We start from the raw sequence: 14,798 nt of genomic DNA, 5'->3' as shown, positions 1-14,798 counted from the left end.
GACGCAGCCGAGGAGGCCGCATGAACGACGTGTCCGTCATCGATCTCGCCCCTGGCGACCCGCGCTGGGCGGATGCCCTTCCCATCCTGCAGGAGCTGCGTCCGCACCTGACGGAACAGCTGCTCGCGCAGGTGATCGCCGAGGGCGGACCTCAGGGGCTGAGGTTCACCGCTGTGTTCACCGGGGACCGGTGCGTCGCCGTGGCGGGCTGGCGGATCATCGCCAATACCAGCGCGATCCGCAAGCTCTACGTCGACGACCTGTCCACCTCGGCATCCGTGCGTTCCCGCGGGTACGGGCGGATGCTGCTCGACGAGCTGCGCGAGCGCGCGGTGGCCGCGGGCTGCAGTTCACTCGACCTGGACTCCGGCGTGCAGCGCTTCGACGCCCACCGCTTCTACCTGCGCGAACGGATGGACATCGTCGCGCACCACTTCCGACGACTGCTCTGACGCCGCTTCCGGTCAGCCCTTATGACGGGGTTTGCGCGCGGGGCGGTCATCCCGCTCGAACCGGCGCTCCCGGCCGCCCTCTCGTGGCGCGAAGCCGTCACGGGGTGTACGCCGGTTCGGGACGCCCCGATCCGGCTTGATCTCGATCAGGCGACCCGAGATGCGCGTGTCCCGCAGCTTATCCAGCACAGCGGAATCGAGATTCCGGGGAAGCTCCACGATCGAGAAGTCCGGCTTGATAGCGATCGCACCGAAGTCATCACGCCCCAGCCCGCCCTCGTTGGCGAGCGCACCGACGATCTGGCGTGGCTCCACGCGGTGCCGGCGGCCGACCTCGATGCGGTAGGCCGCGTAGTCGCCACGACCGCGTCGCTCGCGCGGCCCGCGGTCGGCACGGTCACCGCCACGATCCTGACGGTCACGCGGCGGACGATTGTCGCGCTCCACGGCTCTGGACAGCGGATCGTTCTCGGGATCGAGCAGCAGGGGAGTGGCGCCCTGTGCGACGATCGCGAGCGCGGCTGCCACATCCGTCTCGGGAACGTCATTGTGGCGCACGTAGTGATCGATGATGTCACGGAAGGCCTCGATGCGGTCGCGCTCCTCGAGAGCGGCTGTGATGGCATCGTCGAAACGCGCGAGCCGGGTCGAATTGACATCCTCGGTGGTCGGCAGCTGCATCTGAGCCGGCTGCTGCCGGGTCGCCTTCTCGATGTGCTTGAGCAGGTAGCGCTCGCGCGGGGTGATGAAGCTGATGGCGTCACCCTTGCGCCCGGCCCGGCCAGTGCGACCGATGCGATGCACGTACGACTCGGTGTCGGTGGGGATATCGAAGTTCACGACGTGGCTGATGCGCTCCACGTCCAGTCCGCGCGCGGCGACATCGGTCGCCACCAGGATGTCGAGCTTGCCGTCCTTGAGCTGGTTGACGCTGCGCTCACGCTGCACCTGGGGCACATCTCCGTTGATGGCTGCGGCGGAGTAGCCGCGGGCGCGCAGCTTCTCGGCGAGCGTCTCGGTCTCGTTCTTCGTGCGGACGAACACGATCATCCCGTCGAAGTTCTCCACCTCGAGGATGCGGGTGAGCGCATCCACCTTCTGCTGATAGGAGACGATCAGGTAGCGCTGGGTGATGTTCTGGTTGGTGGTTGTCTTGCCCTTGATCGCGATCTCTTCCGGCGCGTTCAGGTACTGCTGCGCCAGGCGCCGGATCGCCGCCGGCATGGTCGCGGAGAACAGCGCGACCTGCTTGTCCTTCGGCGTCTGCGCGAGGATCTGCTCGACGTCCTCGGCGAAGCCCATCTTCAACATCTCATCGGCTTCGTCCAGCACGAGATACTTCAGCTCGGACAGGTCGAGAGTGCCCTTGGCCTGGTGATCCATGATCCGGCCGGGTGTGCCGACGACGATGTGAACGCCGCGTCGCAGTGCCGACAGCTGTACGCCATACCCCTGCCCGCCGTAGACCGGCAGCACCCGCACGTCCTTCATCCGCGACGAGTACGACTCGAACGCCTCACACACCTGCAGTGCCAGCTCGCGGGTCGGGGCGAGCACCAGCGCCTGCGGGGTCTTCTGGCTGAAGTCGAGGTGCTCGAGCACGGGCAGAGCGAAGGCGGCGGTCTTGCCGGTGCCGGTCTGCGCGGTGCCGAGCACATCGCGGCCTTCCAGCAGCAGCGGGATGGTGGCGGCCTGGATGGGAGACGGTGTCTCGTAGCCGAGATCGCGTACGGCCTTGAGTACCGGGCCGGTGATGCCGAGCTCCTCGAAGCCGGGTGCGCTCGCCTCCTCGGCGGGGGCCGCGGCGGTCTCGGAAGCGGGATCGGCGGAGGGCACGTCAGCGGCGTTATCGTCAGCAGTCACCAGCCCACGATAGTGCCTGCACCTGAACGCGTGCAGAGCGGCGGGCTCAGCCGTCGGACGAGGTGAGGGAGATCAGCTTCTCCCGCACCTGGCGCCGCAGCACCTTTCCGATCAGCGAGGTCGGCAGCTCGTCGACCACGAAGATGCGGCGCGGCACCTTGTACGGGGTGAGGATGCCGCGGGCGAACTCGCGGATCGCCTCGACATCGACATCCTTGCCGCCGTCGATGACGACCGCCGCGACGACCTCCTCACCGGAGTGATCGCTCGGCAGGCCGACCACCGCGGCATCCTCGACATCCGGATGCTGACGCAGCACGCCTTCGACCTCGGTCGGGGCGACGTTGAAGCCGCCGGTGATGATCAGCTCCTTGATCCGGTCGACGATGCGCACGAACCCGGCCTCGTCGATCGTCACGATGTCGCCGGTGCGGAACCAGCCGTCCACGAACACGGCATCCGTCTCCTCGGGCTTGCCGTAGTAGCCCGAGAAGACCTGGGGACCGCGGACGACCAGCTCGCCGGCAGAACCGGCCGGCACGTCCTCGGTGGGGTTCTCGGGATCCACGACTCGGCACTCCGTGCCCGGCAGCGGCAGTCCGACGGTGCCGGCGACGCGGTTCTCGGCGACCGGGTTCGCCATCAGCACGGGAGAGCACTCGCTCAGGCCGTAGCCCTCCACCAGATAGCCGCCGGAAGCCTGCTCGAACGGCACCACCAGTTCGTGCGCGAGCGCCATGGCCCCCGAGATCGCGACCTGAGTGCCCGTCAGGGGGATGCCTTTCTCCTTGGACGCGGACAGAAGTCTCTCCGCGATCGGCGGCACCAGTGGCAGAAGCGTGGCCGGGTGCTTCTTCGTGACCTCCAGCACCAGATCCGGATCGAACTTCGGGAACAGCACCAGGCGGGCGCCCATCGACATCGCGAAGGTCAGGCACAGTGTGAGCCCGTAGGCGTGGAACATCGGTAGTACCGCGTACACCACGCATCCGTTTCCGCGCGTGATCGACGGCACCCAGGCCTGCGCCTGGGCGGCGTTGGCGAGCAGATTGCGATGTGTGAGCGCAGCGCCCTTCGGCGTGCCCGTGGTGCCGGAGGTGTACTGGATGATCGCCAGGTCGTCGGTCTGCGGGCGCGGGTGGGTCGCGGGCAGCGGGGCGGATGCCAGGATCGACTCCCACGACAGCGCTCCTCGCACCTTCGTCGTCAGCGCGTCGCGCGCTTCGCGCGCCTTCTTCACCGGCAGCCGCAGTGCCAGGCGGGTCATCAGCGGCATGGCCGTGGTGACATCCACCGAGATCAGGCTGCTCACGGCGAGGTCGGCGGGGAACTGCTGCACGGTCTCGACGACCTTGCTCCACACGATCGCATGCTTGGCGCCGTGGTCCTCGAACTGCTTGCGCAGCTCGCGAGGGTGTAGAGCGGGTTGTGCTCGACGACCACCGCGCCCAGCCGCAGCACCGCGTAGAACGCGATGATGTGCTGCGGGCAGTTGGGCAGCACGATGGCGACGGGGTCGCCGGCGCGCACACCCTGATCACGCAGCCCGGCCGCAGCGCGGGCGATGGCGTCCTGCATCCGGCTGTAGGTGGTCTCCGCACCGAAGAACTGCAGCGCCGGGGCATCCGGATAGTCGCGCACGGAGGCTTCGACGATGTCGATCAGCGAGCCGGACACCGCAGGCAGATCCTCGGGCACCCCTTCCGCGTAGCTTGCGGTCCACGGGCGAGGGGGATCGAACGTCGTCACCCGCCCAGCTTACGTGCCCGCACACGACTCCTCTCGAACCCGTCTATCTGGCGCGCGTGCACGGGTTCACCGGCGTTTCGCGGGCATTGGCGCCATATAGACGGGCGGGGAGCGGCGCGGAGCACGTGGCGCGCGAATAGGATGGAACGGTGTCTGAAATCACCCCCGATCTCGTGCGCCATCTCGGCGTGCTCGCGCGCATCCAGCTCTCCGACGACGAGGTGACGCAGCTGACCGGTCAGCTCGACGTCATCGTCGACAACATCGCCAAGGTCTCGGAGGTGGCGACCGCCGATGTGCCGGCGACCAGCCATCCGATCGCCATGAGCAACGTCTTCCGGCCCGACGAGGTCGGTCAGACGCTCACCCACGAACAGGTGCTGCAGAACGCACCGGATGCCGTGGACGGCCGATTCCGGGTCACCGCGATCCTGGGGGAGGAGCAGTGAGCGACATCATCCGACTCACCGCCGCAGAACTCGGCGAGAAACTGGCCGCCGGCGAGATCTCCAGCACGGAGGCGACGCAGGCGCACCTCGATCGCATCGCCGCAGTGGACGGCGACGTGCACGCCTTCCTGCACATCAACGAGCACGCCCTCGCGGCGGCCGCTGACATCGATTCGCGCCGCGCTGCGGGCGAGCAGCTCGGTCCGATCGCCGGCGTTCCGCTGGCGATCAAGGACGTTCTCGTCACCACCGACCAGCCCTCGACCAGCGGATCGAAGATCCTGGAGGGCTACATGTCGCCCTTCGACGCCACTGTGGTCGCGCGCTCGCGGACCGCAGGTCTGGTGCCGCTGGGCAAGACCAACATGGACGAGTTCGCGATGGGCTCCTCGACCGAGCACTCCGCCTACGGCCCGACCCGGAACCCGTGGGACCTGGAGCGCATCCCCGGTGGCTCGGGAGGCGGCTCCGCCGCTGCCGTGGCCGCGTTCGAGGCACCGCTCGCCCTCGGCTCCGACACCGGCGGCTCGATCCGTCAGCCCGCGCACGTCACGGGCACCGTCGGCATCAAGCCCACCTACGGCGGCGTGAGCCGCTATGGATCGATCGCGCTGGCCTCCAGTCTCGACCAGGTGGGGCCGGTCGCCCGCACCGTGCTCGATGCCGGTCTGTTGCACGACGTGATCGGCGGACACGATCCGAAGGACTCCACCTCGCTGCCGGATCAGTGGCCGTCATTCGCGGCCGCCGCACGCGAGGGCGCGGACGGCGGAGTGCTCAAGGGACTGAAGGTCGGAGTCGTCGCCGAACTGCCCGATTCCGGCTTCCAGCCCGGTGTCGCAGCATCCTTCCGGGACTCGCTCGCACTCATGCAGGCGCAGGGCGCTGAGATCGTGGAGATCTCCGCCCCGCACTTCGAGTACGGCGTGGCCGCCTACTACCTGATCCTCCCCGCCGAGGCATCCAGCAACCTGGCGAAGTTCGACTCCGTGCGCTTCGGCCTGCGCGTCACCCCGGAGGGCGGCGGAACCGTGGAGGATGTGATGTCGCTCACCCGTGAGGCCGGCTTCGGCCCCGAGGTGAAGCGCCGCATCATCCTCGGCACCTACGCGCTCTCGGCGGGCTACTACGACGCGTACTACGGCAGCGCGCAGAAGGTGCGCACCCTGATCCAGCAGGACTTCGATGCGGCATTCGCGCAGGTAGACGTCATCGCGACACCGTCGGCGCCGACCACGGCGTTCAAGATCGGCGAGAAGATCGACGACCCGCTGCAGATGTACCTGAACGATCTGACGACGATCCCGGCGAACCTCGCCGGCGTCCCCGGGATCTCGATCCCGTCGGGGCTGTCGGAGGAAGACGGCCTGCCGGTCGGCATCCAGTTCCTCGCGCCCGCGCGTGAAGATGCCCGACTGTACCGCGTGGGTGCCTCACTGGAGGCCGCGCTGCTGGATTCGTGGGGTGCGCCCCTGCTGCAGAAGGCACCCGCCCTGGGAGGAGCACGCTGATGGCCGCCGCAAAGCTGATGGACTACGACAAGGCGCTGGAGCTGTTCGAGCCGGTGCTCGGCTTCGAGGTGCACGTCGAGCTGAACACCCGCACCAAGATGTTCTCCGACGCACCCAATCCCGCCAATGAGGAGTTCCACGGCGCTGAGCCGAACACGCTGATCGCCCCCGTCGATCTGGGGCTTCCCGGTTCGCTGCCCGTCGTCAACGCGACGGCGGTGCGCTCCTCGATCAGCCTGGGCCTGGCGCTGGGATGCTCGATTGCGGAGTCATGCCGCTTCGCGCGCAAGAACTACTTCTACCCCGATCTGGGCAAGAACTACCAGATCTCGCAGTATGACGAGCCGATCGCGTTCGAGGGATCCGTCGAGGTCGAGCTGGAGGACGGCACGCTCGTGACCATCCCCGTCGAGCGCGCGCACATGGAGGAGGATGCCGGAAAGCTCACCCACATGGGCGGCTCCACCGGCCGCATCCAGGGCGCGGAGTACTCGCTCGTGGACTACAACCGGGCAGGCGTGCCGCTGGTCGAGATCGTGACCAAGCCGATCTTCGGCGCCGAGCACCGCGCACCCGAGTACGCCAAGGCGTACATCGCGGCGATCCGCGACATCGTCCGCGGCCTGGGCATCTCCGAGGCGCGCCTGGAGCGCGGCAACCTGCGCTGCGATGCGAACGTGTCGCTGCGACCGCGCGGTCAGGAGAAGCTGGGCACCCGCACCGAGACGAAGAACGTCAACTCGATGCGCTCCGTCGAGCGTGCGGTCAAGTACGAGATCCAGCGTCAGGCGCAGATCCTCGCTGACGGGGGCACCATCACGCAGGAGACCCGCCACTGGCACGAGGACTCCGGCACGACCTCACCGGGGCGGCCGAAGTCGGATGCCGACGACTATCGCTACTTCCCCGAACCTGACCTGCTGCCCGTGCAGCCGTCGCGCGAGCTGGTCGAAGAGCTGCGTGCGGCGCTTCCCGAGCAGCCGATCGCACGGCGTCGTCGGCTGAAGGCGGAGTGGGGCTTCACCGACCTGGAGTATCAGGACGTGCGCAACGGCGGGCTCGTGGACGTCGTCGAAGCGACGATCGCGGCCGGCACCTCGCCTGCGGCGGCGCGCAAGTGGTGGACGGGCGAGATCACCCGCGTCGCCAATGCTGCCGAGCGCGAGGCGACGGAGCTGATCAGCCCCGAGAACGTCGCCGTACTGCAGCAGCTGGTGGATGACGGCACGCTCACCGACAAGCTCGCCCGGCAGGTGCTCGATGGCGTCATCGCCGGGGAGGGCACGCCGCAGCAGGTTGTGGATGCCCGGGGCCTGGCGGTCGTCTCGGACGACGGTGCGTTGATCGCGGCGATCGATGAGGCGCTCACCGCGCAGCCGGATGTGATGGCGAAGATCAAGGATGGCAAGGTACAGGCGGCCGGCGCGATCATCGGTGCGGTAATGAAGGCGATGAAGGGCCAGGCTGACGCCGCGCGCGTGCGCGAGCTGATTCTGGAGCGCGCAGCACAGTAACCGGCCGCCGCCGGCGGCCGTGTCCGTGGGCGCTGGTGTCGGAGGCTGCGGGGAGAATGGTGCCATGGGACGCGGAGACGGATCGGGACGCCTCGTCTCGTCCGAGGATGCCGATGACACCGGCACCGGGATCCTGCATGTCGACATGGATGCGTTCTACGCCTCCGTGGAGGTGCTGCACGACCCTTCGCTGCGCGGGCTTCCGCTGATCATCGGCGCCCCGGATGGCCGATCGGTGGTCTCCAGCGCATCCTATGAGGCGCGTCGGTTCGGCGTGCGCAGCGCGATGCCGGTCTCCCAGGCTCTCCGGCTGTGCCCACATGCCCGCGTGGTGCCGCCCGACTTCACGAAGTACCGGGCGGCATCCTCCGCAGTGATGGAGATCTTCCATAGCGTGACCCCGCTCGTCGAACAGCTCTCGATCGACGAGGCGTTCCTCGATGTGCGCGGTGTGCGGCGGCTGTGGGGAACACCGGGTCAGATCGCCGTGCTGCTGCGCCGGCGCGTGCATGACGAGGTCGGCATCACCTGCAGCGTGGGCGTCGCGGCCACCAAGCACATCGCGAAGATGGCGTCGACCATCTCCAAACCCGATGGCATGCTGATCGTGCCGGCGGCGCGCACGCAGGAGTTCCTCGACCCCCGACCGGTCGGCGCGATGTGGGGAGTGGGCCCGAAAGCCGTGGAGGCGCTCGAACGCCGCGGGATCCGACTCATCCGTGACGTGCGCGAGACCCCGTTCGAGTCGCTGTCGCGGGCCGTCGGGCCCGCACTGGCACAGCGGATGCAGCAGCTTGCGCACGGTGAGGACGCGCGCCCTGTCGAGACGGAGCGGGTCGAGAAGAGCCTCGGCCATGAGGAGACCTTCGACCGCGACATCACCGATGCCGACGTGCTGCGCTCGGAGCTGCTGCGCCTGGGAGACCGGGTCGGTGCGCGGCTGCGGTCGGCCGGCTGGCGTGCCGGGGCTGTCGCCATCAAGATTCGCTTCGCCGACTTCTCCACGGTCAGCCGTACGGTCTCACTCACCGAGCCGACCGAGGTCGGCCAGCGCATCGGCGAGACCGCCGTGGCGCTGTTCGATCAGCTGGAGCGCCGTGATCCGGTGCGTCTGGTGGGTGTGCGCGCCGAGAAGCTCGGTGAGAGCGGGGGCGGCGCACTGGCTCTGTGGGATGACGACGAAGAGCAGCGTCGGCTGGAGGGCACGCTCGATGACGCACGGGCAAGATTCGGGGTGGGCATGATCACCCGCGCACGACACGTCGGGCGCGGCGCGGAGCGTACGGCATCCGACGCACCCCGGCCTTTCGGGCGTGAGTGAGTGTCGCAGACGTCCGTAACCTGGGCTAGCGTTGGAGGATGCCGAACATCGCACTGGAACTGGGCAAGCAGGTCGCATCCTTCGGCGTGAAGAGCGCCTACGGTGAGCCGCAGGACGTCGACGGGGTGAGCATCACTCCGGTGGCGCTGACCTGGGCGGGCTTCGGCGGCGGCGGCACCGATCAGGACGATAACGGCGGCGGCGGTGGCGGAGGGGTCTCCATCCCGGTCGGCGTCTATGTTCGACGCGAGGAAGGGCTGCGGTTCGAGCCCAACATCGTCGCGCTGCTGGCCGTCGCGGTTCCGTTCGTGTGCGTCACGGGGCGGGCGCTGAGTCGCGTCATCCGTGCACTCAAGAAGTAGCGATCCGCTCGACTCTGCCCTCACGGACGCCACCAGTCGCATCTGTGCGGCGGTGCTCGGTGTGGCGGCGTCGAACCCCGTCGTCGTCATCGACGGGCGCAGCGGCGCAGGCAAGAGCAGCCTTGCAGAACGCCTGATCCGCGGCTGGCCGCTGCGGACCCCGGTGCAGTTGCTCGCGCTGGATTCGATCTATCCCGGCTGGGACGGGCTCGAGCGCGGCGCGCAGACAGCCCGGGAGGCGGTGCTGGTTCCGCATGGCCGCGGCCGGCTCGGCATCTGGCGCCGGTGGGACTGGGAGCGCGGTGAAGAGGCGGAGGCCCATGCAGTGGACCCGGCACTGGGACTCATCGTGGAGGGGTGCGGAGCGCTGACGCCGGCATCCGCTCCTCTGGCGGATGTGACGGTGTGGGTGGACGGGCCGCACGCGTCGCGCCGTGCGCGTGCGCTGGCGCGTGACGGCGGTGGGTTCCGTGTGCAATGGGACAGGTGGGCGGCGCAGGAGGATGCCCATATGGCTCAGCACGAGCCGCACCTTCTCGCCGGCATCTCCATCCGCACGCCGTAGCCGAGCTCAGCGTGCGTCGTGCTGGTCTGCCAACTGCACGAGGAGCTCCAGCCGATAACCCAGCCAGTCGTAGGTGCCGAAGCGCACATCGTCCGGGTCATGTGCGTCGTCCTTGTCGATGCCCAGTCGTGAGGCGAGCACGAGGCGGATGGCGGAGAGCGTGCGCAGCCAGGCATCCAGCTCGGAGCGGGGGACTGTGACGTCGGTGGCGACATCGGCGGTCTGCTCGGCCTCGAAGCCGTCCAGCGCGGTGCGCACTGCCAGCGCATCCACCAGCCGCTGATCGAGCAGCTCCTCGCGCGTGCTGCGACGGTATTCGCCGGCTGCGTCGCGATCGTTCGGATAAGGATTCGGCGTGAGCCTGTTCAGTGCATCGTCGTCGCCGTCGCGAGGGCCATCCAGCAGCGTGATGAACTCGTCCACCACCGCGAGCAGATGCCGCCCTTCGATCTCGGCGAAGGCCACGTTCAGTGCGCCGCCGCTCACTGCGGTGCCTTCCGCACGGTGGCCCACAGCCCGAAGCCGTGCATCGCCTGAGCGTGCATCTCCATCGTCTCGCGCGGGCCGGTGGCGATGACTGCATGGCCTTCGTTGTGCACGGCCAGCATGAGGAGCGTCGCCTTCTCCTCCGGGTAGCCGAAGTAGGTGCGGAAGATCCGTGCGACGTAGCTCATCAGATTGACGGGATCGTCCCAGACGACCAGCTGCCACGGCACCAGCGGAGCCGATGTGAGCTGCTCGTCGGCGACGGGAACGGATGCCGGGATGCTCATGCCCACCCCAGCTCGTGCAACTGCGCGTCGTCGATCCCGTAGAAGTGGGCGATCTCGTGCACCAGGGTGGTGTGGATCTCGTCCCGCAGCTCGTCTTCGGTCCGGCAGGCCGCCAGGTGCGCATGCCGGTACACGATGATGCGATCGGGGAGCTCGCCCAGCCCGTACTGTCCGCGCTCGGTGAGGGCGAAGCCCTCGTACAGCCCGAAGAGATCCTCACCGTTCTCCGGCGCGTCCTCGACCACGAACACGACGTTCTCCAGGCCGTCCACCATGTCATCGGGCAGCCGATCCAGTTCATCGACCACGAGTTTCTCGAAGGTCTCGGCGTCCAGCTCCATGCCCAGCTGGAGCTCCATGTGCACGCGGCGCCCGTGCCGGGCGAGATCGAGTCGCTGCTCGGCTGCGGAGAGTTCGCGGTGGAACTCGCTGTCGGGGATGTCCGCCTCGCGGAAGCCCGCCGCCGCGTAGAACCGCGCGTTCCAGGGCACATCGCTGTAAGTGCGCAATGTCAGCGTCGTCGCGCCGTGCTGCCCTGCTTCATCGATCGCCGCGTGGAGCAGAGCTGTCCCGTGTCCGCGTCGCGCGTGGCCCGGGTGCACCGACAGCTGTTCGATGTGGGCGCCCTCGTCGTGCTCGATGACGTGGATGAAGCCGATGGCCGGCCCGTTCTCCTGCTCGGCCGTGACCAGGATGAAGCCCGGCTTCTTCAGCCGCTCCGTACCGGAGGGGAGTGCCCCAGTCGGTCGGCCCGAACAGCGGCTCGAACAGCACGTCCGCCGCGGTCTCGATGCCGGACAGCGCCTCCAGGTCGGAGGCGGTGGCAGGGCGGACGTGCGAAGGCATGATTCGATGCTATCCAGCCTCTGCGGGTCGCGGCGCATCCAGGCGTCTTCGCGCATCCGGGCGGGCTCTGTCGAGGGAAGGAGGAAGCCCCAGGGCATGAGAACCCTGGGGCTTCGTTGGGGTCCCTACGTAGACAGTTCTCAAGCCCCACCCCGAAGCTGAAATCGTTGATTTCTCGCTGGAAACGAGGCGTATACCGTGTATCGCAGCGGGTCGGTAGCGCTCCCATTCAAGACGTGAGAGGGCCCTGCGTCAGGAGGATTGGGAAACCTCAAACCTTTCTCACCCCCGCTGAAGTAGACCGCTTGGTCGACGACTACCTCGCTGGCCTCAGTGTCGGATACCTGGCTCAGAAGTATGGTGTGCACCGCGCGACGGTCTCGAAGCACCTCACCCGAAACAAAGTCGTGCGCCGTCAGCAAGGGCTCACAATCGAGGAAGCCGCAGAGGCGGTGGGGAGTGCTGCACGGATAGGTGACAGTTCTAGTCACGCCGCCAGTGCGACGGCACTCGATCTCCTCTGCAACCCGTCAGACTTTGACCGAACCTTTTTCGACCGGCGCACGGCAAAGTAGCGCTTGGTACTTCTCAACAGCTTCTGCCATTCGCTCTACAAGTCTGGGTCGGAAGACGAACTGCTTGAAGGTCGGTGAGTAAAGGCAGTAGCGCGGCGATCTGCGGAGCGCTGTCGATGTGATCCGACTCTGACGCAAGACGCTCGGCACCATCAAGACGAACCTGTCTTGGGCGTTCGCCTATAACGTGGCAGCGATTCCGGTCGCAGCGTTCGGTATGCTCAACCCAATGCTCGCCGGCGATGGCGTTCTCGAGCGTCTTCGTCGTTGGCAACAGCCTGCGTCTGCGCGGCTTCACGTCCATCACCAAGCAGGCTGCCTAGCACACCGGGCCCGGTCGCCCAGCCGAGAGAAGACGCCCATGACGAAGCCACACGCGGGCCACGGGCACGACCACGGGCCTCACAGTGGCCACGAGCACCATGAGCGCACTGGGCACGAGGATCACGATGGTCACGCTGGCCATATGGGCCACTGCGGTCACGGCGGCCACGGCGATCATGTGGCACAGTTTCGGCGCCTGTTCTGGGTGAATCTCGTGCTCGCGGTGCCAGTCGTCGCGTTCTCGCCAATGTTTGCCATGATCCTCGGCTATTCAGTACCAGGCTGGGCCACCTTGATCGCACCTGTTATCGGCACCGTGATGTATGTCTGGGGCGGCTCCCCATTCTTGACGGGCGCGGTGAGCGAAATCAAGGCCCGCAAACCGGGCATGATGCTGCTGATCGCCCTGGGCATCACCGTGGCCTTCCTCGCATCGTGGGGCGCAACACTCGGGCTGTTGCATCACGAGCTCGAATTCTGGTGGGAACTCGCGCTGCTGGTGGTCATTATGCTGCTCGGGCACTGGATCGAGATGCGTTCGCTCGCCCAGACCACTTCTGCGCTCGACTCCCTCGCGGCGCTTTTGCCCGACGAAGCCGAGCGGGTCGAGGGTGAAACGGCCGTCACGGTGAGCCCGGCGGAGTTGCGCGTTGATGATCTCGTGATCGTGCGCCCGGGCGGCAGTGTGCCGGCCGACGGCATGATTGTTGACGGACGTGCGGCCATGGATGAATCGATGATCACCGGCGAATCGCACCCCGCGACCCGCAGCGAGGGCGATGCGGTGACCGCCGGCACGGTCGCGACCGATTCGGGGCTGCGGGTCAGAGTCACCGCCATCGGAGACGACACGACACTTGCCGGCATCAACCGACTCGTCGCCGACGCACAGAACTCGTCGTCTCGTGCGCAGCGCATCGCCGACCGGGCTGCAGGGTGGCTGTTCTGGTTCGCCCTCGCCGCAGCGGTCATCACCGCGATCGTTTGGATGCTCGTGGGCGACCCAGATGCGGCCGTGATGCGCACCATTACCGTGCTAGTGATCGCCTGCCCGCACGCGCTCGGCTTGGCGATTCCGCTCGTGGTTTCCATCGCCACCGAGCGCGCGGCTCGCGGCGGGGTGCTCGTGAAAGATCGGCTCGCGCTCGAGACGATGCGCCAAGTCGACGCGGTGCTCTTCGACAAGACGGGCACACTCACCAAGGGCGAACCGGTTGTCACCGGTGTCGCGCCAGTCGGCGATGTTGACGAGCACGCCCTGCTGGCCCTGGCCGCCGCGGCCGAGGCCGACAGCGAGCACCCCCTCGCCAAAGCGATCGTCGCCGCGGCGAGCGACCGAGGCCTCAGCCTTGCACCCGCCACCGGGTTCTCTTCTTCACCGGCGGTTGGCGTCACCGCCACCGTGGCCGGCCACGAGATTCGGGTCGGTGGGCCCCGGCTTCTGGAAGAAACCGGGCAGCCCGAGATCGGTGCAGCCGATGCCTGGCGGGCCGAAGGTGCCATCATTCTGCATGTCGTTCGTGACGGAATCATGATCGGCGGGCTGAAGCTCGCCGATGAGATTCGCCCGGAGTCGCGCGATGCCCTCGCCGCACTGCATCGGCTCGGTGTTGAGGTCGTGATGATCACCGGTGACGCTGCAGCCGTCGCGGGGAGGTTGCTCGCGAACTCGGTATCGACCGTGTGTTCGCGGGCGTGCGCCCCGAAGATAAGGCCGCGAAGGTGGCCGAGTTGCAGCACGAAGGCACGGCTGTCGCGATGGTCGGCGACGGTGTCAACGATGCCCCCGCCCTCGCGCAAGCCGATGTTGGTATCGCTATCGGGGCGGGCACCGATGTGGCAATCGCGTCGGCAGGGGTGATCCTCGCCAGCTCTGACCCGCGTTCGGTGCTCTCAGTGATCGAACTCTCACGTGCTGCCTACCGCAAGATGAAACAGAACCTGTGGTGGGCGGCCGGGTACAACCTGATTTCGGTGCCGCTTGCCGCCGGTGTGCTCGCCCCCGTCGGGTTCGTGCTGCCGATGTCGGTCGGAGCGATTCTGATGTCGCTGTCGACGATCGTCGTGGCGCTGAATGCCCAGCTCTTGCGCCGCATCGATCTCAGCCCAGAAGCCAGCACTCGCGCCGTGCTCGAACGCACGAACTGACCTCACGCAGCCCAGGATCAGCACATGTCATCAACCACTGAATCGCACGCGTCGCACCACGGGTATATCGGCGATAAGAAGCGCTACCTGCAGCGCATGAAACGAATCGAAGGTTTGGCCCGGGGCATCGCGAACATGATCGACGAAGAGCAGTACTGTATCCACATTCTGACCCAGGTCAGTGCGCTCACCCGCTCGCTGCAGGGGGTGGCGACGGGGCTGCTCGATGATCACCTGAAGCACTGTGTGCTCGATGCCGCCAAGCTTAGCGACGAGGCCGCCCACGAGAAGATTCAGGAGGCCACTGCCGCGGTCAACCGGCTGATCCGATCGTGACTGTGTGAGT

Annotated in this window: 13 protein-coding genes and 4 pseudogenes; 10 read left to right on the top strand and 7 right to left on the bottom strand. The window is 67.4% G+C overall.

Annotated elements, in window-relative coordinates; all coding sequences use genetic code 11:
• Positions 1-20 precede the first annotated feature (20 nt).
• The gene (locus tag QUE33_RS04815; RefSeq protein WP_286302232.1) at positions 21-452 is read left to right on the top strand and encodes a GNAT family N-acetyltransferase; all 432 of its coding nucleotides are present in this window, start codon (positions 21-23) and stop codon (positions 450-452) included.
• A gap of 12 nt (positions 453-464) precedes the next feature.
• On the opposite strand, the gene QUE33_RS04810 is transcribed toward QUE33_RS04815, so the two are convergent.
• On the bottom strand, positions 465-2,288 hold the full coding sequence (locus QUE33_RS04810) for a DEAD/DEAH box helicase (RefSeq protein ID WP_286303060.1): 1,824 nt from the start codon (positions 2,286-2,288) through the stop codon (positions 465-467).
• Positions 2,289-2,361: 73 nt separating this feature from the next.
• A pseudogene (locus tag QUE33_RS04805) lies at positions 2,362-4,064 on the bottom strand (long-chain-fatty-acid--CoA ligase).
• A gap of 149 nt (positions 4,065-4,213) precedes the next feature.
• Between QUE33_RS04805 and gatC the strand changes: the two are divergent.
• The 6 genes from gatC to QUE33_RS04775 all read left to right on the top strand — a co-directional run bounded on the left by gatC (position 4,214) and on the right by QUE33_RS04775 (position 9,786).
• The gene (gene gatC, locus QUE33_RS04800) at positions 4,214-4,513 is read left to right on the top strand and encodes an Asp-tRNA(Asn)/Glu-tRNA(Gln) amidotransferase subunit GatC (RefSeq protein WP_286302230.1); all 300 of its coding nucleotides are present in this window, start codon (positions 4,214-4,216) and stop codon (positions 4,511-4,513) included.
• A complete protein-coding gene (gatA, locus tag QUE33_RS04795) occupies positions 4,510-6,024 on the top strand; it encodes an Asp-tRNA(Asn)/Glu-tRNA(Gln) amidotransferase subunit GatA (RefSeq protein WP_286302228.1) in 1,515 nt (504 codons plus the stop codon). Before gatC ends, gatA begins: the two co-directional genes overlap by 4 nt.
• Positions 6,024-7,538, top strand: coding sequence for an Asp-tRNA(Asn)/Glu-tRNA(Gln) amidotransferase subunit GatB (gene gatB, locus QUE33_RS04790; RefSeq protein WP_286302226.1), 1,515 nt, complete (start codon positions 6,024-6,026; stop codon positions 7,536-7,538). The genes gatA and gatB overlap by 1 nt, the downstream gene beginning before the upstream one ends.
• A 64-nt stretch (positions 7,539-7,602) precedes the next feature.
• A complete protein-coding gene (gene dinB, locus QUE33_RS04785) occupies positions 7,603-8,859 on the top strand; it encodes a DNA polymerase IV (RefSeq protein WP_286302224.1) in 1,257 nt (418 codons plus the stop codon).
• Positions 8,860-8,897: 38 nt separating this feature from the next.
• Positions 8,898-9,221, top strand: a complete 324-nt coding sequence (locus QUE33_RS04780; protein ID WP_286302223.1) for a hypothetical protein — start codon at positions 8,898-8,900, stop codon at positions 9,219-9,221.
• Positions 9,205-9,786, top strand: coding sequence for a nucleoside/nucleotide kinase family protein (locus tag QUE33_RS04775; protein ID WP_286302222.1), 582 nt, complete (start codon positions 9,205-9,207; stop codon positions 9,784-9,786). Before QUE33_RS04780 ends, QUE33_RS04775 begins: the two co-directional genes overlap by 17 nt.
• 6 nt (positions 9,787-9,792) lie before the next feature.
• On the opposite strand, the gene QUE33_RS04770 is transcribed toward QUE33_RS04775, so the two are convergent.
• From QUE33_RS04770 to QUE33_RS04755, 4 genes and pseudogenes are all read right to left on the bottom strand, one after another.
• Positions 9,793-10,272: a DUF2017 family protein gene (locus QUE33_RS04770; protein ID WP_286302221.1), complete on the bottom strand. Its 480-nt coding sequence runs from the start codon at positions 10,270-10,272 to the stop codon at positions 9,793-9,795.
• On the bottom strand, positions 10,269-10,559 hold the full coding sequence (gene clpS, locus QUE33_RS04765) for an ATP-dependent Clp protease adapter ClpS (protein WP_286303059.1): 291 nt from the start codon (positions 10,557-10,559) through the stop codon (positions 10,269-10,271). Before clpS ends, QUE33_RS04770 begins: the two co-directional genes overlap by 4 nt.
• Complete coding sequence (locus QUE33_RS04760; protein WP_286303058.1) at positions 10,556-10,900, bottom strand: metallopeptidase family protein; 345 nt, start codon at positions 10,898-10,900, stop codon at positions 10,556-10,558. The genes clpS and QUE33_RS04760 overlap by 4 nt, the downstream gene beginning before the upstream one ends.
• A 159-nt stretch (positions 10,901-11,059) precedes the next feature.
• Positions 11,060-11,443, bottom strand: a pseudogene (locus QUE33_RS04755) (GNAT family N-acetyltransferase); the annotation flags it as partial.
• A gap of 628 nt (positions 11,444-12,071) precedes the next feature.
• On the opposite strand from QUE33_RS04755, the pseudogene QUE33_RS16365 reads away from it, so the two are divergent.
• Positions 12,072-12,303, top strand: a pseudogene (locus QUE33_RS16365) (hypothetical protein); the annotation flags it as partial.
• Here the strand turns inward: QUE33_RS16365 and QUE33_RS04750 are convergent.
• Positions 12,300-12,482, bottom strand: a complete 183-nt coding sequence (locus QUE33_RS04750; protein ID WP_286303211.1) for a hypothetical protein — start codon at positions 12,480-12,482, stop codon at positions 12,300-12,302. The pseudogene QUE33_RS16365 and the gene QUE33_RS04750 overlap by 4 nt on opposite strands.
• Here QUE33_RS04750 and QUE33_RS04745 point away from each other — a divergent pair.
• Both QUE33_RS04745 and QUE33_RS04740 read left to right on the top strand, forming a co-directional pair.
• A pseudogene (locus tag QUE33_RS04745) lies at positions 12,447-14,452 on the top strand (heavy metal translocating P-type ATPase). The gene QUE33_RS04750 and the pseudogene QUE33_RS04745 overlap by 36 nt on opposite strands.
• Positions 14,453-14,476: 24 nt before the next feature.
• On the top strand, positions 14,477-14,788 hold the full coding sequence (locus QUE33_RS04740) for a metal-sensitive transcriptional regulator (RefSeq protein ID WP_062243683.1): 312 nt from the start codon (positions 14,477-14,479) through the stop codon (positions 14,786-14,788).
• Positions 14,789-14,798: the final 10 nt, after the last annotated feature.

It is taken from the genome of Microbacterium suwonense, assembly GCF_030296555.1.
GTDB classification, from domain to species: Bacteria; Actinomycetota; Actinomycetes; order Actinomycetales; family Microbacteriaceae; genus Microbacterium; species Microbacterium suwonense.
The sequence above is the reverse complement of the archived record's forward strand: the minus strand, read 5'-3'. Positions and strand labels throughout refer to the sequence as shown.